Annotated in this window: 16 protein-coding genes and 3 pseudogenes; 2 read left to right on the forward strand and 17 right to left on the reverse strand. The window is 72.1% G+C overall.

Going from position 1 to position 16,714, the window contains the following annotated elements:
* Positions 1–40: 40 nt before the first annotated feature.
* The 7 genes and pseudogenes from BJF80_RS21010 to BJF80_RS04385 all read right to left on the reverse strand — a co-directional run bounded on the left by BJF80_RS21010 (position 41) and on the right by BJF80_RS04385 (position 6,159).
* A complete protein-coding gene (locus BJF80_RS21010) occupies positions 41–562 on the reverse strand; it encodes an ArsA family ATPase (RefSeq protein WP_321166339.1) in 522 nt (173 codons plus the stop codon).
* 56 nt (positions 563–618) lie between these two features.
* A pseudogene (locus BJF80_RS21015) lies at positions 619–1,044 on the reverse strand (ArsA family ATPase); the annotation flags it as partial.
* Positions 1,045–1,057: 13 nt separating this feature from the next.
* Positions 1,058–1,333 carry a cory-CC-star protein gene (locus BJF80_RS04365; protein ID WP_075811624.1) on the reverse strand — a complete coding sequence of 92 codons (276 nt, stop codon included), beginning with the start codon at positions 1,331–1,333 and terminating at the stop codon, positions 1,058–1,060.
* 34 nt (positions 1,334–1,367) lie between these two features.
* Positions 1,368–3,114: pseudogene (locus tag BJF80_RS04370) on the reverse strand (carbon starvation CstA family protein).
* A gap of 134 nt (positions 3,115–3,248) precedes the next feature.
* Complete coding sequence (locus tag BJF80_RS04375) at positions 3,249–4,034, reverse strand: DUF4097 family beta strand repeat-containing protein (RefSeq protein ID WP_075811626.1); 786 nt, start codon at positions 4,032–4,034, stop codon at positions 3,249–3,251.
* Positions 4,031–4,726, reverse strand: coding sequence for a response regulator transcription factor (locus tag BJF80_RS04380; protein WP_083673448.1), 696 nt, complete (start codon positions 4,724–4,726; stop codon positions 4,031–4,033). The genes BJF80_RS04375 and BJF80_RS04380 overlap by 4 nt, the downstream gene beginning before the upstream one ends.
* A complete protein-coding gene (locus BJF80_RS04385; RefSeq protein ID WP_083673449.1) occupies positions 4,723–6,159 on the reverse strand; it encodes a sensor histidine kinase in 1,437 nt (478 codons plus the stop codon). The genes BJF80_RS04380 and BJF80_RS04385 overlap by 4 nt, the downstream gene beginning before the upstream one ends.
* Before the next feature lie 450 nt (positions 6,160–6,609).
* Between BJF80_RS04385 and BJF80_RS04390 the strand changes: the two are divergent.
* Positions 6,610–8,147: pseudogene (locus BJF80_RS04390) on the forward strand (ATP-dependent DNA ligase).
* 60 nt (positions 8,148–8,207) lie between these two features.
* Here the strand turns inward: BJF80_RS04390 and BJF80_RS18195 are convergent.
* The 6 genes from BJF80_RS18195 to BJF80_RS04420 form a co-directional block, all read right to left on the reverse strand.
* Positions 8,208–8,627: a hypothetical protein gene (locus tag BJF80_RS18195; RefSeq protein WP_143553972.1), complete on the reverse strand. Its 420-nt coding sequence runs from the start codon at positions 8,625–8,627 to the stop codon at positions 8,208–8,210.
* Positions 8,624–9,055 carry a hypothetical protein gene (locus BJF80_RS04400; RefSeq protein ID WP_143456610.1) on the reverse strand — a complete coding sequence of 144 codons (432 nt, stop codon included), beginning with the start codon at positions 9,053–9,055 and terminating at the stop codon, positions 8,624–8,626. The genes BJF80_RS18195 and BJF80_RS04400 overlap by 4 nt, the downstream gene beginning before the upstream one ends.
* 107 nt (positions 9,056–9,162) lie before the next feature.
* Entirely contained in the window at positions 9,163–10,155 is a 993-nt protein-coding gene (locus tag BJF80_RS04405; RefSeq protein WP_143553973.1) for an alpha/beta hydrolase, read from the reverse strand.
* A 19-nt stretch (positions 10,156–10,174) separates the two neighbouring features.
* Entirely contained in the window at positions 10,175–10,603 is a 429-nt protein-coding gene (locus BJF80_RS04410; RefSeq protein WP_075811634.1) for a hypothetical protein, read from the reverse strand.
* A 113-nt stretch (positions 10,604–10,716) separates the two neighbouring features.
* Positions 10,717–12,756 (reverse strand): alpha/beta hydrolase, encoded by a 2,040-nt coding sequence (locus tag BJF80_RS04415; RefSeq protein ID WP_075811636.1) that lies wholly within the window; start codon positions 12,754–12,756, stop codon positions 10,717–10,719.
* Positions 12,757–12,825: 69 nt separating this feature from the next.
* Positions 12,826–13,089, reverse strand: a complete 264-nt coding sequence (locus BJF80_RS04420) for a hypothetical protein (RefSeq protein WP_075811638.1) — start codon at positions 13,087–13,089, stop codon at positions 12,826–12,828.
* Between the two features lie 89 nt (positions 13,090–13,178).
* On the opposite strand from BJF80_RS04420, the gene BJF80_RS04425 reads away from it, so the two are divergent.
* Positions 13,179–14,702 carry a long-chain-fatty-acid--CoA ligase gene (locus tag BJF80_RS04425; RefSeq protein ID WP_075811640.1) on the forward strand — a complete coding sequence of 508 codons (1,524 nt, stop codon included), beginning with the start codon at positions 13,179–13,181 and terminating at the stop codon, positions 14,700–14,702.
* A gap of 35 nt (positions 14,703–14,737) precedes the next feature.
* On the opposite strand, the gene BJF80_RS04430 is transcribed toward BJF80_RS04425, so the two are convergent.
* Genes BJF80_RS04430 through BJF80_RS18205 form a run of 4 tightly spaced genes read right to left on the reverse strand, consistent with a single transcriptional unit; the run spans position 14,738 to position 16,628 of the window.
* The gene (locus tag BJF80_RS04430) at positions 14,738–15,004 is read right to left on the reverse strand and encodes a hypothetical protein (RefSeq protein WP_075811642.1); all 267 of its coding nucleotides are present in this window, start codon (positions 15,002–15,004) and stop codon (positions 14,738–14,740) included.
* Between the two features lie 34 nt (positions 15,005–15,038).
* On the reverse strand, positions 15,039–15,836 hold the full coding sequence (locus tag BJF80_RS04435) for a hypothetical protein (protein ID WP_075811644.1): 798 nt from the start codon (positions 15,834–15,836) through the stop codon (positions 15,039–15,041).
* Positions 15,829–16,302, reverse strand: a complete 474-nt coding sequence (locus tag BJF80_RS18200) for a hypothetical protein (RefSeq protein WP_022923367.1) — start codon at positions 16,300–16,302, stop codon at positions 15,829–15,831. The genes BJF80_RS04435 and BJF80_RS18200 overlap by 8 nt, the downstream gene beginning before the upstream one ends.
* Positions 16,299–16,628, reverse strand: coding sequence for a hypothetical protein (locus BJF80_RS18205; RefSeq protein WP_075811647.1), 330 nt, complete (start codon positions 16,626–16,628; stop codon positions 16,299–16,301). Before BJF80_RS18205 ends, BJF80_RS18200 begins: the two co-directional genes overlap by 4 nt.
* Between the last annotated feature and the right edge of the window lie 86 nt (positions 16,629–16,714).

Below are 16,714 nucleotides of genomic sequence, written 5' to 3' on the forward strand. Positions count from 1 at the left end.
AGTCCCCCGGCGCGCATCGCGTGCCGGGGGCCTCTCGCGTCTAGCCGAGGTCCCGCGCGACCCGCAGCAGCGCCTGCTCCCCGACGAGCTCCCCCGGGAGCAGCGGCACCTCGACGAGGGGCAGGCCGGGCAGCTCCGAGCGCACCTGGTCGACGTAGCGTTGCTCCACCTCACGACGATCGGCCAGCAGCGGACCGGCGTCGGCGGGGGAGCGCTTGTTGACGACCAGGGCACCGACGGCCATACCGGCGCGGGCGAGCTGCCCGTGCAGGTCCACGGACTCCAGGACCGGCAGCCGCTCGGCCGCGAGCACGATGACGAAGGAGCTGCGGGTGTCGTCCTGCAGCAGCGTGCGCAGCGCGGTGAACCGGCTCTGCCGGCGGTCCAGGATCCGCCGGATCTCGGCGTCGCGCCGTCCTCGTCGGTCGACCGGCGCCGAGCTGCCCACCACGTCCGCGGCAGCCCGGTCGCCGGCGTCGCGCGACCCACGTGACTGCAGGCCCCGCAGGGCCTCCCCGAAGCGGGCCGAGCGCTGCTGCCGCCGCACCAGCCGCCGGTCCACGCCTGCATGAGCTCGGGCAGCGCGACGAGGCGGGAGGTGTGGCCCGAGGGGGCGGTGTCGAAGATCACGAGCTCGTCCGGGTGGCGCTGCTCCACCACCTCGGCGATGCGCTCCAGCACGGCGGCCTCGTGCGTGCCCGGCGCGTCCCGGGCGAGCTCCAGGTGACGTCGGACCTCACCCTGAAGGTGCTCGGGCATGAGTCGCTCCATCGTCGAGCGGACCGCCGCGAGGTGCTCGTCGGTGGTGCGTGCCGGGTCGATCTCGAGGCCGCGCAGCAGCGGCGCCAGCTCGGTGGGCTCGTCCCCGACGCGACGCTCCCACAGGTGGCCGAGGTTGTGCGCCGGGTCGGTGGACACCAGGAGCACCTGACGGCCCGCCCGGGCCAGCGCGAGAGCGAGCGCCGAGGCGACGGCGGTCTTGCCGACACCACCCTTGCCACCGACGAAGAGAACCTCGCGGCTCGCGGCCAGCCGACTCAGCACCGCGGGTCCGTCCTCAGCAGCACGAGACGTGCTCCAGCGGGCTGCGGTCCAGGCCCATCCGCCGGTGCCAGTCGTGCACCTGGTCGTAGACGACCGGCAGCAGCTCGACGGTGTAGTAGCTCGCCGGGTTGGGGACGCCGAGCGCCTCGGCCATGACGATGACCATGAAGAGGTCGTCCTCGTCGCGCCGGGCCCGCGCGAAGGTCCGGGCATACGGGCCGACGAGGATGTCGCGCACGACCCCGGCTGCGGCGCGCAGCCGCCGACCCGGGGCCGAGGTGTCGCTCATCGATCCAGGGTATGCCTGCTCCTCCTCGGCGTCCTCAGTCCCGACGGTGCTCGGGGGCGTCGTCCGCCGGCGCGGACCGGCCGGTGACCTCGGCGGCGGAGAGCTCGGCGAGCTCCGCGTCGTCGTCGCCGCGGTAGTCCTTGGCCTTGCGCATCGCGCCGATCGCCTCGACGAGGACCCACAGGGCAGCCACGAGGATGACGACGTCGAGCCCGAGCAGCAACCCAGTTCTGCGCCTCCCAGAAGGTGCCGAGCTGGATGAAGAGCGCGTAGATCGTCATGAGCCCGACGAAGGCGAGGGGGATCAGCGCGGGCAGCGGCGTCCGTCCCCGGCGCAGCAGCATGATGGCGATGATCGACAGCGTGAGCGCGGCCATGAGCTGGTTGGTCGTGCCGAAGAGCGGCCAGATGAGCATGCCGCCCGAACCGTCGGCGCCGGCGCCGAAGGTGAGCGCCAGGGCGATGCCGACGGCGATGACGGTGGCGACCAGCTTGCCCAGGCGCACCCCCGCGATCTCGCCGATCTCCTGCACCACGAAGCGCTGCAGCCGGACCCCGGTGTCCATGGTCGTGGCGGCGAAGAGGATCGCGGTGGTCGCCATGACCGTCGCGGCGAGCGAGGTGGGCAGGCCCAGCCCGGCGTTGACGATGGCGCCACCACCCTCGACGAAGGCGGCGACCCCGCCGTCGTTGAAGGCCTGGTAGACGCCCTCCCAGTCGGCGAGCGTCCGGAAGCCGGCCGTGGTGGCGATGATCGCGCCGAGCGCGAGCAGCCCCTCCCCGACGGCACCGAAGTATCCGACGAAACGGGCGTCACTCTCCTTGTCCAGCTGTTTGGAGCTGGTGCCCGAGCTGACCATGCCGTGGAAGCCGGAGATCGCGCCGCACGCGATGGTGACGAAGAGCAGCGGCACCAGCGACGGGGTGCCCTCGGGCACGTCCTGGTTGACGGCCGGGGCCACGAGCCCGGGGCGGGCCAGCAGCACCGAGCCGTAGAGGATGCCCAGGGCGATGAACAGCTGCAGGCCATTGATGTAGTCACGCGGCTGGAGCAGGACCCACACCGGCAGCATCGAGGCGATGCCGGCATACACGAAGAGCAGGATGATCCACACCGCCATGGTGGGCAGCCCCAGTACCGTCTCGGGGAGCGCCAGCGGGACCTGGTCGCCGATCCAGATGAGGGTGTAGAGCGCGACCACGCCGACGACGGAGACGACCGGCAGGCTCCACCGCAGGCGGTAGATCGCCTGGCCCACGAGGAGGGCCACCAGCAGCGCGCCCCAGGTCGGGATGACGGCGGTGGGGGTGGAGATGAGGAGCCTGGCGATGACCACCGCGAAGGCGGCGTTGACCATGAGCAGGAGCAGGAAGATGACGACGAGGAAGAGGTTGCGGCCCCGAGCACCGATGTAGCGGCCGGACAGCGCACCGATTGACTGGCCCTTGTTGCGGACCGAGGCCCACAGCGCGCCGAGGTCGTGCATCCCGGCGAAGAAGACGGTACCGATGGTCACCCAGAGGAAGGCAGGCAGCCAGCCCCAGATGACCGCGACCGCCGGGCCCACGATCGGGGCCGCGCCCGCGACCGAGGTGAAGTGGTGGCCCCACAGGACGTACCTGTTGGTCGGGACGTAGTCGACCCCGTCCTCGAGCTCGTGCGCCGGGGTGGCGCGCGAGTCGTCCAGGGCGTAGATCTTGCTCGCCAGGAAGCGTGAGTAGAGGAAGTAGCCCGCGAGGATCATCGCGACCCCGACGAGGGCAAGCACGAGCGAGTTCATGACGGTCTCCGTTGACGGTGAGCCCTGGGCAGGGTGGTGACGACCCTGAGCCTAGCCTCCCCGCGCCAGCCCCAACAGCCCCATGCGTCACGTGTTGCGCTTCCGAGCACCCGGGTACGGGCGATCCCGCCCGATCAGCCGGAGCTCGCCGACTCCGGGGTGAGGACCTCGATGCTGCCCATCGTCGTCTCGAGGTCCACGACGTAGGGGGAGTCGCTGGCGCGGTCGACCGTGACCCGGGGGTCGGCGCCCATGTCGGTGCTCGTGGTCACGGCGTAGGACACCTCTCCGGGCAGGGTCACCGTGACATCGCCCATGGTGCTGGTCACCCGGACGAGCTCCGGCGGCTCGCCGAGGCCCTCGATCGTGACGTCCCCCATCGTGGAGTCCAGCTCGACCCGGGACGGCTCGCCGTTGATCGTCATGTCTCCGCCGGTGCCGCTCGCCGACACGGCGCCGGTGGTGGTGACGTCGATGTCGCCGAAGCCGCCGGTCACCTCGACGTCGGTGCCGGGCGGGACGGTGACCGAGAAGCCGGCCGCGCACTGCCCCAGGTTGCCGCCGCTGCACGGAGCCTGCACCACGACCGACCCGTCGTCCGGGGAGTCCCGGAGCAGGCCGAGCTCGGGCTTGGCGAGGGACCAGTGGAGGTCGGCCTCGACCCGGGCCTGCTCGCCCTCGCGCGCCTCCCGCACGTCGACGTCACCGCGGGGCGACTGGATGATCACGCGGTCCAGGCCGTGCGGCAGGGTCAGCGCAGCGGTGTCGGACTGACGGAGCATGCTCGGCACCGAGCTGACCGTCGCGCCCCCGACCAGCACGGCGGTGACGACGCCGCCCACGACCCGCAGGCCGGTGTAGCCGCCGCGGCCGGTGCGGATGCCTCGTGCCGACGTGCGGGCCGGCTGCTGCCCGGTCACCCCGCGTCCTCCCCGTGCTCGAGCCACTGGAGCACGGCGAGCACGCGGCGGTGGTCGTCGTCGGTCGGCGGGAGGTCGAGCTTGCCGAAGATCGAGGAGACGTTCTTCTCCACCGCGCCCTCGCCGATGAACAGCTCGCGGCTGATCGCGCTGTTGGTGCGGCCCTGCGCCATGAGCCGCATGACGTCGCGCTCGCGCGCGGTGAGCCGCTCCAACGGGTCGATGTTGCGGGCGCGGGACATCAGCTGGGAGACGACCTCCGGGTCGAGCGCGGTGCCGCCGGCGGCCACGGTGTGCAGGGCGGCGACGAAGTCGCTGGTGTCGGCGACCCGGTCCTTGAGCAGGTAGCCCACCCCGCGCGGGCGACCGGCCAGCAGCTCGGTGGCGTAGCGCTCCTCGACGTACTGGCTCAGCACGACGACGGCCACATCGGGCAGCTCGGAGCGCACCTCCAGCGCCGCCATGAGGCCCTCGGCGGTGAAGGTCGGGGGCATCCGCACGTCGACGACCACGAGGTCGGGCCGGTGCTCGCGGACGGCGGTGAGGAAGCTCTTGGCGTCCGGGCAGGCGTCGACGACTTCGAAGCCGGTGGCGGTCAGCAGGCGCACGATGCCGTCGCGCAGGAGCACCGAGTCCTCGGCGAGGACGACCCGCAGGGGGGTGTCGGAGGCGCGCTCGGTGCTGGTGCTCATCGGGTGGTCCTCTCGCGCAGGGGGAGGGTGATGGCGACCGTGGTCCCGGAGCCCACGGGCGAGTGCACGTGGAGCTGCCCGTCCACCGCGCCGACGCGTTGCCGCAGACCGGTGAGGCCGCTGCCGCCGCCGACGACGGCACCTCCGTCCCCATCATCGGTCACGGTGATGGCCAGCAGGTCGCCGGTGAGGCCGCGGGCGGTGCCCAGCTCGACGGTGGCCCGGTCCGCCCGCGCGTGCTTGGCGATGTTGGTCAGGGCCTCCGAGACCGAGAAGTAGGCGATGGCCTCGACCGTCGGGTCGAGCCGGCCGGCCGGCAGCCGGCTGCTGACCGCGACCGGCACCGGGCTCCGGGCCGCCAGGGCCGACACGGCGGCGTCCAGCCCGCGGTCGGTGAGGATCGGCGGCACGATGCCGCGTGCGACCTGCCGCATCTCGGTGATGGCGTCCTTGCTGGAGGAGTGCGCCTCGTCGAGCAGCTCGCGCACCCGTCGGGCCGCTTCCGGGTCGGCGCCGTCGCTGTCGCGATCCAGCGCGTCCCGGGCCAGACCCAGGCTCATGGCGATGGAGACCAGGCGCTGCTGGGGCCCGTCGTGCAGGTCGCGCTCGATCCGCCGGCGCTCCGCCTCGACCGAGTCGAGGGTGTCCTCACGGGTGGTCGTCAGGGTGTCGACGCGCTCGCTCATCTCGCGCAGCCGCGCCTGCGCGTCCTCGCCGATGAGCCAGCGGGCCAGCACGACGTCGACGCTGGCCAGGCCCCGCGCGATCCACGGCATACCCAGGACGAGCGCGACCCCGACGAGCCAGGCCACCGTCAGCTCCAAGGTCGAGCCGACCCGGAGCAGGCCCATGATCGAGACGCCGTCGCCGAGCCACGCCCACAACGGCATCGTCGCCAGGAGCACCCCGTTGACGAGGAGCACGAGCCCCAGCGAGCTGGAGATGAGCCCCCACAGACCGTGCAGCCCGGCCCACCCGAGGGCCCGGAGCCGGGCCTCGTCCAGGCCGAGCACGCGGCGCCAGGCGGGGGCGGTCGACGGGCCCCGCTCGCCGATGTCGACCCCCAGGAAGGCGGCGATGCGGTGCCGCTCCAGCCGGGACAGGGCGAAGGAGCCCCAGATCGCGGGGACGAGGATGAGCACCCCGGCGCCCATGCCGAGGAGCGCGGCGAAGCCGCCGATGGCGACGCCGGCCAGGGTGAGCGCGAAGACCGCGGTGAACAGGCCGGTGACGACGTAGCAGATGGTCCACCAGGCCTCGAGCACCCAGCCGACCGGTCCGCCCTCTCGGGCGCGGGGGAGCACGGGTGCCGTGGCCGGCGTGTCCTCGACGGGTGCGACCCTCGGATCGTCCCCCGGGCTGCGCACGAGGCGGGCCATGCCGACCGGCTCGAGGTCCGGGGGCCCGTCCGGGTGGGCGGTGTCTGCGCTCATACCACCCCAACGTAGTCAGGACGCGGCCCGTCGGGGAGGGTGTGCTCCCCCGATCCGGTGGGGGGTTAGCCCCCGTGCGAGCGCGGACAGTGCATCCCGGACGTGGCTCGGCGGTGGTGGCGTCAGGGGGAATGAGGGAGGGCGCGTCGGTCCCGTGACAGCCGACGCGCCCTCCTCGACGGACACATCACCCACCCCGACGGTCTGGGACCGGGGCGGACGCGCAGGGGGTGAAGCCCGCGTCCGGTCCACATCGTCGTGGACGTGTCCGGCCGATCGCAGCAGGTGCGTCACCAGAGCAACGCCCCACGTCGATCGACATCACCCACGCTAGGCCCGGATCGGCAAAGGGTGGGTATAAGCCAGGTAAGGAGTTGGTCAAATCTCGGCGGGCCGCGTGCCGGGCTGCCGACCGCGACGTCTGTCACCGGTGTGCGTCAGACTGCCGGTATGCAGCTGGCCCGGGTGACCGAGACGTCCGCGGCGGTGGCGGCGACGGGGTCGCGCACCGCGAAGACCGCCCTGCTCGCCGAGGCCCTGGCCGAGGCAGCCCAGGGCGGTGACGAGCGCGAGGTCGAGGTCGTGGCGGACTACCTCGCCGGGACCCTCCCGCAGCGCACCGTCGGGGTGGGGTGGCGCAGCCTGCGCGACCGGCCCGCGCCGGCGGACGAGGCGACGCTGTCCGTGCTGGAGGTGGACGATGCGCTGAGCGAGCTCAAGGCGCTGTCCGGAGCCGGGTCGACCGCGGCCCGGGCGACCGCGCTGGCCGACCTGCTCGGTCGGGCCACCGCACAGCAGCAGCAGTGGCTCGTCGGGCTCCTCACCGGGGAGTTGCGCCAGGGTGCCGGCGACGGGGTGCTGCTCCCGGCCGTCGCGCAGGCCGCCGACGTGCCGGAGCCGCTGGTGCGGCGGGCGGTCATGCTCGCCGGCTTCCCCGGGCCCGTGGCGCGGGCCGCGCTGGCCGGTGGCGCGGCTGCGCTGGAGCAGGTGCGGCTCGAGGTGGGTCGACCGCTGCGGCCCATGCTCGCCGGCTCCGAGCCGGACATCGCCTCCGCGGTGGACGGCTCGCGCGAGGTGGCGCTGGACCTCAAGCTCGACGGCATACGGCTGCAGGCCCATCTCGACCGGGAGGGCGAGCGCGGCGACGGCGGCGCGACCGTCCGGCTGTTCACCCGGAGCCTGGAGGAGATCACCGACCGGCTGCCCGAGGTCGTCGCGGCGGTCGAGGCGCTCCCGGCCCGCTCGGCGGTGCTGGACGGCGAGGTGATCGCGCTCGACGCCGAGGGTCGCCCCGAGCCGTTCCAGGTCACCGGGGCCCGCACCGCCTCCCGCACCGACCCGGCCGAGCTCGCGCGCACGACCCCGGTGACGACCTACCTCTTCGACCTGCTGCACCTCGACGGCCGGGACCTCGTCGACGAGCCGGCGCGCGAGCGCTGGGCGGCGCTGTCCGATCTCGCCCCCGACCTCGTGGTGGAGCGGCTGAGCACCGGCGACGTCGGCGCGGCGCAGGACTTCTTCGACCGGGTGGTGGCGCAGGGGCACGAGGGCGTCGTGGTCAAGGACCCCCAGGCGCCTACGCGGCGGGGCGCCGGGGCGCGGGCTGGGTCAAGGTCAAGCCGAGGCGCACCGCCGATCTGGTCGTCACCGGGGTCGAGTGGGGCAGCGGCCGGCGGGAGGGCTGGTTGTCCAACATCCACCTGGCGGCGCGCGGCGCCGACGGCGAGCTCGTCATGGTGGGCAAGACCTTCAAGGGCATGACCGACGAGCTGCTGGCCTGGCAGACCGAGCGGTTCCTGGGGCTGGAGACCTCGCGCGAGGGGCACGTGGTGCACGTCAGGCCCGAGCAGGTCGTCGAGATCGCCTACGACGCGGTGCAGACGTCGCGACGCTATCCCGGTGGCGTCGCGCTGCGCTTCGCCCGGGTGCTGCGCTACCGCGACGACAAGCCGGTCGAGGAGATCGACACGGTGGACTCGTTGCGCTGACCACCGCCGGCGGGCGCCGCGGGTGGTCGCTCGTGCCCCGCCGAGCATGACCAGGGTGGCTCAGGAGACCCGCCGTCCCTGGTCGTCGAAGCAGGGAGACCGGACGTCCACCTGAACTCGTGCATCCATCCAGGGCGTGATCGTCTCGGCCCAGGCCGAGATCTCGGACATCGTGTCGAAGGTGCGGGCCCTGAGACCACCCGGCGCCATCTGCTCCTCGAGCTTCGGTTTGTCCGGCAGGTCGAACTGGTCCCACAGATCCTGCAGGATCTCCCGCACGCGGGGCTGCTGCTCCCCCGCCGCTGCCTCGGCGGCGCGGGCCGTCACCACGCCGCCGGGGGTGGTGATGCGGGTATCGTCCTCGGCCAGCAGCGAACAGCCACCGAGAGCGGTGAGCGCCAGTGCACCGACCAGCGCGGCACCCCGGCGTGACCGAGGTGATGGTGCCCTCGCGGAGCACCCCGCTCCGGCCGGCCTCATCCCACCTGTGGGCCCTGGTCGTCGAAGCACGGCGACTCCACATCCAGGATGACGCGGGCGTCGAGCTGGGGTGCCACGGTGACCGTGAAGCCGTCGTCGTTGCGGTGGTAGGTGACCGGGCTCGACTCGGGGGCGGGGTTGTCGATGCGTTCCCAGCCGTTGTCGTCCAGCCAGGCACGCACGAGCTCTGCCTGCTCGGCCTCGAGCTCGGGGTTCTCCTCCTCCGCGACGCGCAACCGGGCAGTCTCGGCCCAGGAGCTGCTCTGAGCGGTCGTGTCGAAGGAGCAGGCCACAAGGTCTCCCTCCCCGGGCTTGTCCTCCAGCGGTGGCTTGTCCTCGAGGTCGAACTGGTCCCACAGGTCCCGCAGAATCTCGCGTACGCGGGGTTGCTGCTCCCGCGCCGCTGCCTCGTCGGCGCGTCGGCTCACGCTCGTTCCCTCCGTCGTCGTGGATCCCTCGGGGCTCGTCGCACCGTCGATGGTCTGACATCCGGCCAGTGCCACCGCGGCGAGCGCGAGTGCAGAGGTCAGGAGCCTCACGCGGGCTCGCCTCCCTGCCCGAAGCTGCCGTCGAGCGGACCGGGTGCCATGATCTCGGGCTGGGACTGCTCCCACGGGGACTCCAGATCGTCGATGGGCACGGGGTGGGTGCCAGGGTAGTCCGGGTCGTCGTAGACGTTGTCGGGGCCGATCCAGTCGCCGTCCTCGCGGTACGGAATGACGTCGCCGCCGGTGATGATGCCCACCGTGTTGGCCCAGGCAACGGTCCCGGGCTTGACCACGTGTCTGTGCGACTCGCGACCCTCCAGCCGCTGACCGGCATCCGCACCCTCGGTCCACCGGCCCGTCTCGAGACGGATGAACTGGTCCGAGGAGTTCGGGTTGTCGCCGTGCCCCCAGTCCTCGGGCAGACCCACCCACCAGCGCACGTCCTCCGAGGCCTGGGCCACGGCGATGCTGTCGCCGGGCGCGGTCTGGGTGAAGCGCTGGACGTCCCGGTCGTGGCCGTCCCAGGTCTGCGGTGGGTACTCGTCGGGAGTCGACGGCTGCGCGCCCCACGGGTCGAGCGGCCAGGGCAGCGGCCGGTGCAGCCCCAGCCCGGAGCCGGAGGGGGCGACGAGCAGGGTGCGATCGACATCGATGCCGTAGACGTCGGCGAAACCGACGATGCCACCGCCGGCGGAGTGGCCGACCGCTGTCACCGTCCGTTCCGACATGCCCAGGCCCTCGACGAAGCGCAGCGACGCTTGCCCGCCGTCCTCGGAGTAGCGGGTCTGGGTGGCCTCGGAGGCGACCGAGTTCGGCAGGTCGAACTGGTCCCACAGATCCTGCAGGATCTCCCGCACGCGGGGCTGCTGCTCCCCCGCCGCTGCCTCGGCGGCGCGGGCCGTCACCACGGCGCCACCGGGGGTGGTGATGCGGGTATCGTCCTCGGCCAGCAGCGAACAGCCACCGAGAGCGGTGAGCGCCAGTGCACCAACCTGCGCGGCACCCCGGTGTGACCGACAGGTGGATGGATTCTCGTGCATCGCGACCACTCAGGCAGCGTCATCCCACCTGACGACCCTGTTCGTCGAAGCAGGGCGACTGCACGTCCACCTGCACACGGGCATCTCCCCACGGAGTGAGAGTGACGGTGAACCCTTCGGCGTTCCGGTGGTAGCTCACCAGGTCTCCCTCAGGTGCGGGGTTGTCGAGTTCCTCCCACCCATTCTCCTCCAACCAGTCGCGGGCGAGCTGAGCCTGCCGCGCCTCGAGTGCCGGGTCCTTGACCTCAGATACCCGAAGTCGTGCTGTCTCAGCCCATGACGTGCTGTCGGAAGACGCAGTGAAGAGACAAGCGCGGAGGCCACCTGGATCCTTGTGCTCGTCGAGGCCGGGCTTGTTCGGCAGGTCGAACTGGTCCCACAAAGCCTGCAGGATCTCCCGCACCGGGGGTTGCTGCGCGCGTGCGGCATCCTCGGCGGTTCCGCTCATGGTGGTTCCTTCTGTCGTGGGGGCTGACGAGGAGGTGGAGGGATCGTCGCCGCGATCGACCGCACACCCCGTGAGCATGGTTGCCACGAGGGCCAATCCGGTGCCCGCCCGCCTCACGTCGAGCCGCCACCGCTGCCGAAGCTCCCGTCGACAGGGCCCGGGGCCATGATCTCGGGCTGGCTCTGCTCCCACGGAGACTCCAGATCGTCGATGGGCACTGGGTCGGTGCCAGGGTAGCCGGGGTCGTCGTAGAGGTTGTCCGGGTTGATCCAGTCTCCGTCCTCGCGGTAGGGGATGACCTCACCCCCAGTCATCACCCCGACGAGGTTGGTCCAGGAATCTGTGAAGCGGGTCACGACCCAAGTGTGGGCGTCCGCCCCTTCGAGCCGGTCACCGACCTCGATCCCCTCCGGTAGTCGGAGCGTGGGAGGGGGCTCGAGCCACCGTCCCGTCTCCAGACGGGTGAACTGGTCGGTGTCGATCGGGTCGTTGCCGTGCCCCCAGTCCTCCGGCAGGCCCACCCACCAGCGGACGTTCTCGGACTCCTGCGCAAGGCGGACGGTGTCGCCCGGGGCGGTCATGGTGAACCGCTGCACGTCGCGGGCCTCATCGTCCCAGGTGTGCGCCGGGTAAGACTCAGGGGTGCTCGGCTTCGCGCCCCACGGGTCGAGCGGCCAGGGCAGAGGGCGGTGCAGCCCCAGCCCCGATCCCGAGGGCGCGATGAGGAGAGTGCGGTCGACGTCCATGCCGTAGACGTCGGCGAAGCCGACGATGCCACCCCCCGCCGAGTGGCCCACCGCTGTGATGGCCCGCTCGGGCATGCCTAGCCCTTCCACGAAGCGGAGCAGCGCCTGACCACCATCCTCGGAGTAGCGCGTCTGCGTCGCGTCAGAGGCCACCGAGTTGGGCAGGTCGATGCCCATCCAGGTGATGGTGCTCGTCCCACGTCGTGCGACCTTCGCCATGTTGTCGCGGTACTTGGCGATGTTGGCCATGTCCGTCGTCGTTCCCGGTACGAAGATCCCGACGTTCTCGGTGTCGAACTCGCCCTGCCACTCGGCATACCGTCCGTCTCCCCGTGGATCGAAGAGGAGGATCGCGCGGTGGTCGCCGGACAGCACGAGCCCAGAGTCGTCCGTGACATCGGAGAAACGCAGCCCGGACTTCGGCGCGAGGAGGTTGTTGTAGAACGCCAGCCGCTTCCGGGACCGCTCCACCTCTTGGTCCCGCAGCCGGAAGTCGTGGAGCAGCCTCTGCGCCTTGTCGTGCATGAGGCCGTCCACGATCTTCTCGGCGACCCAGTCCGGGTACCACCCTGGCACGGTCTGCAGCACGTCCTCGCGGGTGGCGGCGTTGTCCGGCATCGCCTGCAGGATCGCCAGCCGCTGCTGCTCGATGTCGATCGCGCTCTCGACGAGCAACCGGTTGGCGGCCGCTCGGTGCTCCACCGGTATGCCGTCGAGGCTGCCGATCAGGGTCGGGTAGAGCAGCCGCATGCGCTGCTGCTCCTGCGGGGTGAGCCCGGCCCAGTAGTCGCGGATGTCCGCGATCGCGCGGGGGTCGGTCACCTGACCGTTCTCGAGCTCACCGATGGCGTTCCAGAGCCCGGAGAGCACGGCGTCGTCGGCGTTGCGCGGCTCGTAGTCCGTGGCGAGCGCCGCCATCACGTGCGGGTTGCGCTGCAGGAAGCCGGCCAGCCGCTCCTGGTCGAGCTCGTCCAGCAGGGCGCGCACGGCGTTGGGGTCCTCCGCCTGCGCGATCCGGGCGAGCAGGGCCTCGTCGGCGCGCGTGTTGGCCAGGCCGTGATCCCGGAAGACCTGCCACGCCCCCTCGGGTGCCTGCGACCGGGTGAAGCTGGCGGTGGAGGAGCCGGGCTGCAGACCGGCCAGCGAGGACCGGACCTGCGCGAGGGTGTCCCGACAGCCCCGGTCGGCGGTGCGCAGCATCTCCTTCGGGTGCTCGGTGCGGTCACGCAGGGCGTCCTCCCGACGTCGCACCTCGGCCCAGTCGATGACGCTCACGTCCTCGCCCACGTCGCCACGCACCTCGGTGCGTGGCCGGTCGGCGTGGAGGGCGTCCCAGTCCCGCTGGATGTCGCGCAGCGTCGGCGTGTGCTGGTCCAGCGCGCTCGTCGTCGACGACGTCGGCCGCATCGCGCAGGCCCCGTGCGGCGGTCCGGACGGGACCGTCGTCGCTGACCATCCAGTCGGGGATGTCGAGGCTCATCGCTCACCCGTGGCGTCGCCGGTGTTGTCGGCCAAGGTCGTCATGCCCTCGGCCAGCGTCCCGAGCTCCCGTGCGGCGTCCGACAACCGCAGGCGCCCGGTGGTCTGCAGGTCGGCGAGCACCCCGGCCGTGGACGACCCGCGCAGCTGACCCGTGAGGTCGGCGACGGCGACGGAGCCGGCGGCGCCGTCCAGCGCGTCGCCGCCCTCGCTCAGATCCTTCGCGGCCGCCTTCGTGGCGGCGATGTCGATCTGTGGCACGGTCCTCCCTCCCGCGGGCGCAGCCTAGCGGTGGGTGCCGACCTTTGGCAGGATCGGGACACGCATACCGCTCGCAGGGAGGGTCACCGATGACCAGCGCCAACCTCGCCCACAACCTCGCCGCCACGGCGCAGGCCCACCCCGACGCGCGGGCGGTGATCCTCGACGACACAGTCCTCACGTATGCCGACGTCGAGGAGTCCGCCGGGCGGCTGGCGGGATGGTTGCGGGCGCAGGGCGTGGGCGAGGGTGACCGGGTGGCGCTGATGCTGCCCAACGTCCCCGCCTTCCCGATCCTCTACTACGCGACGCTCCGGCTCGGCGGGGTCGTGGTGCCGATGAACCCGCTCTTCAAGAAGCGGGAGATCCAGTTCTACCTCGAGGACTCCGGTGCAGCGCTGCTCGCGGCCATGCCGGGCGAGGACGCCACCGCGGCGGCCGAGGCGACGGGCACCCGGTTGCTCACCGTCGGCCCGGAGGGGCTGAGCCGCTACGTGGACGGCGAGGAGGCGGTGGATCCGGTGGAGCAGATCGTCCCCCGCGACGGCGGCGACACCGCCGTGATCCTCTACACCTCCGGCACCACGGGGCGTCCCAAGGGCGCCGAGCTCACGTGCGACAACCTCCAGACCAACCAGCTCGCGACCACCGAGACGCTCATCCACCTCGACGGTGACGACGTCGTCATGGGCTGCCTGCCGCTCTTCCACGTCTTCGGCATGACCTGCGGCATGAACACCGCCTTCCACGCCGGCGCGGCGCTGACGATGATCCCGCGCTTCGACCCGGCCAAGGCGCTGGAGGTCATCGCCCGGGACAAGGTCACCGTCTTCGAGGGCGTCCCGACGATGTACGGCGCGATGCTCGCCGCCGCGGCCGCCGCCGACACGGCCCCGGACCTCACGACGCTGCGCACCGCGATCTCCGGCGGCGCCAGCCTGCCGCTGGAGGTGATGAAGAAGTTCGAGGAGACCTTCGACGCCACCATCCTCGAGGGATACGGCCTGTCCGAGACCTCACCGGTCGCCTCCTTCAACCACCCGGACCGCGAGCGCAAGGCGGGCTCGATCGGTATACCGATCCGTGGGGTGGAGATGAAGCTCGCCGGGCCGGACGGGGCGGACGTCGGGGTGGCCGCTTCGGGCGACCCCGACGCGGTGGGGGAGATCTGCATCCGTGGCGAGAACATCATGAAGGGCTACTGGAACCGGCCGGACGCCACGGCCGAGGCCATCGACGCCGACGGCTGGTTCCACTCCGGCGACCTCGCCCGCGTCGACGAGGACGGCTTCTTCTTCATCGTCGACCGCAAGAAGGACATGATCATCCGCGGCGGGCTCAACATCTACCCGCGCGAGATCGAGGAGCTGCTCTACGAGCACCCGGCGGTCGCCGAGGCGGCGGTCATCGGCATCCCGCACGAGGAGCTCGGTGAGGAGGTCGCCGCCTACGTCGTGCTGGCGCCGGACGCCGAGGCGACCGAGGCCGAGCTGATCGAGCACGTCAAGAGCCAGGTGGCGCCCTACAAGTACCCCCGCACGGTCACGACGATCGAGGAGCTGCCCAAGGGCGCGACCGGCAAGATCCTCAAGCGAGAGCTGCGCGACGCCTGACGCCGGCTCCGCGGCTCTCCCGCGGCGGGACGCGCTCAGTCAGCCGACTGAGCCGCTTCCTGTGCGTCCGCCTCGTCCTCCAGCTCCCGTGCCCGGGTGCGGCACCGCTCTGCGTGGTCGAGGACGTCGTCCCGCAGCGTGCGGACCTCGCGCCGCACGTCGCGGACCCCGTCGTAGAAGTCCGTCGCGGCGCTGCCCCACCACACACCGTCGGGTGACTCCGGGTAGCGCTGCAGCAGCGTGTCGAGGTCGTCGTCCAGCAACCCACCCTTGGTGGTGCTCGTGCCGGCCACCTCACGCATCAGCCTGCGCGCCTGCGCTTCTCCTCCGGTGTGGTCACAGCAGGCTCATCCCGACGAGGATGGAGAAGAAGGCCTCGGACGGGAGGGCGCCGAGGGTCACCAAGGAGCTGCCGTGGTCCTGGAGCCGGAGATGACCGTGCCGGCCGGCGTGGATGCCGGCGAGCCGGTGCTCGGTGTCCGTGGTGATGGTCCAGGTGAACCATGGCTGGGCCCACACCTCACGTAGGAACTCGCCGGCGCCGTCTGGTGCCGGGGCACGGGGGTCGTCCATCCGGGCGGTGACCAGGTCGGTCGCGATCGCGTCGGGGGGCAGGTCCATCGGCCAGGAGGGTCCGACCTGCAGCCAGGCCGCCAGGTCCGTCTGCAGCTGCATCGTGGGCAACCAGAGCAGCGTCCCGGACGTCGCCGAGGCCAGCCGGTCGCGCCCCAGCGTCGTCCGCCCGTCCCACGACGCCGGGGAATCCGTGGCCCAGACCACGACCGCTCCCTGGCGCCGTGCGGCCTCGTAGGTGCCGGGCACGCCGGACGCGGTGCTCTCCACCCGGATACGCCTGTCAGCGGTGCTCAGCACCGCATGGGTGGTCATGCCGTCGTCGGTCAGCCGCCCTGCTCCGTCCACCAGCCCGACGGACTCCAGCTCGGTCGCGGCTGCCTCGTCCTTGACGCGCGCCGCCCCGACCCGCCGGCGGCCGACCTGGGCCAGGGCGACGAAGGCGTCGCGGGACAGCCGCACCCCGTCCGGCTCCCAGTGCTGCGAGCCGTGCAGCCGGGACAGGTCCTCCAGGGCCTCTCCCCTGGCACGCCAGAAGTCGTCGAGTCGCGGTTCAGGCATTCTTGGCCTCCGGGGACGGAGGGCGCTGCACGCGCAGGCTGTCGACGCAGGCGGAGATCAGCGGCATGACCCGGAGGTAGCGGTCGGAGTCGACCGTGGCGGTGAGGGACAGCGGCCGGTCTCCCTCCAGTCGCAGCCACGTCGTCGTGCAGACCAGGGCATCACCGCTGGGCCAGGTCGACAGCAACCGGCGACCGGCGTCGTCCTGCCACAGGTCCCAGGCGATCATCCGGTGCCCGGGCCCCATGGCGAGCAGGGTGGCGGCGGTCTGCGTGGCGACCGCCCGGACGCTCTCCTGCGTCGGTGCGCCCAGGCCGATCACGAGGTTGGGCCGCAGACCCAGTTCCTCGGCCCAGCTCTGCGGGGCGATGGCCAGGAGCACGGATCCGTCGTCGTCCGGCTCCTGCTGGATCTGTGCCCAGCCGGGCGGCGGCTCGACGTGGATGTCTAGGTCGGGCGGCGTCATACCGGGTCCTTCCATCGAGGGGCCTCCTGCAGCCACCGGGGTGTCAGCGGTCGGGGGAGCCAGAGCACCGCCAGGACGCCCAGGGCGAAGGACACCAGCGCCAGGACGAGGAGCACGGCACCGAGCGCGAGCGGGGCGAGGGCCGCGAGCTGGGTCAGGAGCAGGGCGGCGCCGAGGTAGAGCGGGGCGAGGTGCAGGGTCTGGCTGGGCCAGGACCGCAGCAGGACGGCGCGGATCCGACCCGACCAGGCGTGGAGACCGATGGCCAGCAGCCCGAGCGCCAGCAGCAGCAGTGGCCAGGAGAAGGTGAGGTCCTCGATGCTCATCCGAACAGCGACCCCCACACCTTCTTGGCACCGTCCGCCCCCGGCGACGCGACCACCGGAACAGCACCAACCCGGATCTGCGGGCA

Origin of the sequence: Serinicoccus sp. CUA-874, assembly GCF_001942225.1 — a bacterium.
Lineage (GTDB): Bacteria > Actinomycetota > Actinomycetes > Actinomycetales > Dermatophilaceae > Ornithinicoccus > Ornithinicoccus marinus.

Coding starts and splice junctions, on each gene's coding strand:
- BJF80_RS04425 (WP_075811640.1), top strand. CDS start 13,179: ATGACCAGCGCCAACCTCGCCCACAACCTCGCCGCCACGGCGCAGGCC.
- BJF80_RS18205 (WP_075811647.1), bottom strand. CDS start 16,628: ATGAGCATCGAGGACCTCACCTTCTCCTGGCCACTGCTGCTGCTGGCG.
- BJF80_RS18195 (WP_143553972.1), bottom strand. CDS start 8,627: ATGAGGCCGGCCGGAGCGGGGTGCTCCGCGAGGGCACCATCACCTCGG.
- BJF80_RS04415 (WP_075811636.1), bottom strand. CDS start 12,756: ATGCGGCCGACGTCGTCGACGACGAGCGCGCTGGACCAGCACACGCCG.
- BJF80_RS04410 (WP_075811634.1), bottom strand. CDS start 10,603: ATGAGCGGAACCGCCGAGGATGCCGCACGCGCGCAGCAACCCCCGGTG.
- BJF80_RS04435 (WP_075811644.1), bottom strand. CDS start 15,836: ATGCCTGAACCGCGACTCGACGACTTCTGGCGTGCCAGGGGAGAGGCC.
- BJF80_RS04365 (WP_075811624.1), bottom strand. CDS start 1,333: ATGAGCGACACCTCGGCCCCGGGTCGGCGGCTGCGCGCCGCAGCCGGG.
- BJF80_RS04430 (WP_075811642.1), bottom strand. CDS start 15,004: ATGCGTGAGGTGGCCGGCACGAGCACCACCAAGGGTGGGTTGCTGGAC.
- BJF80_RS04385 (WP_083673449.1), bottom strand. CDS start 6,159: ATGAGCGCAGACACCGCCCACCCGGACGGGCCCCCGGACCTCGAGCCG.
- BJF80_RS18200 (WP_022923367.1), bottom strand. CDS start 16,302: ATGACGCCGCCCGACCTAGACATCCACGTCGAGCCGCCGCCCGGCTGG.
- BJF80_RS04405 (WP_143553973.1), bottom strand. CDS start 10,155: ATGCACGAGAATCCATCCACCTGTCGGTCACACCGGGGTGCCGCGCAG.
- BJF80_RS04380 (WP_083673448.1), bottom strand. CDS start 4,726: ATGAGCACCAGCACCGAGCGCGCCTCCGACACCCCCCTGCGGGTCGTC.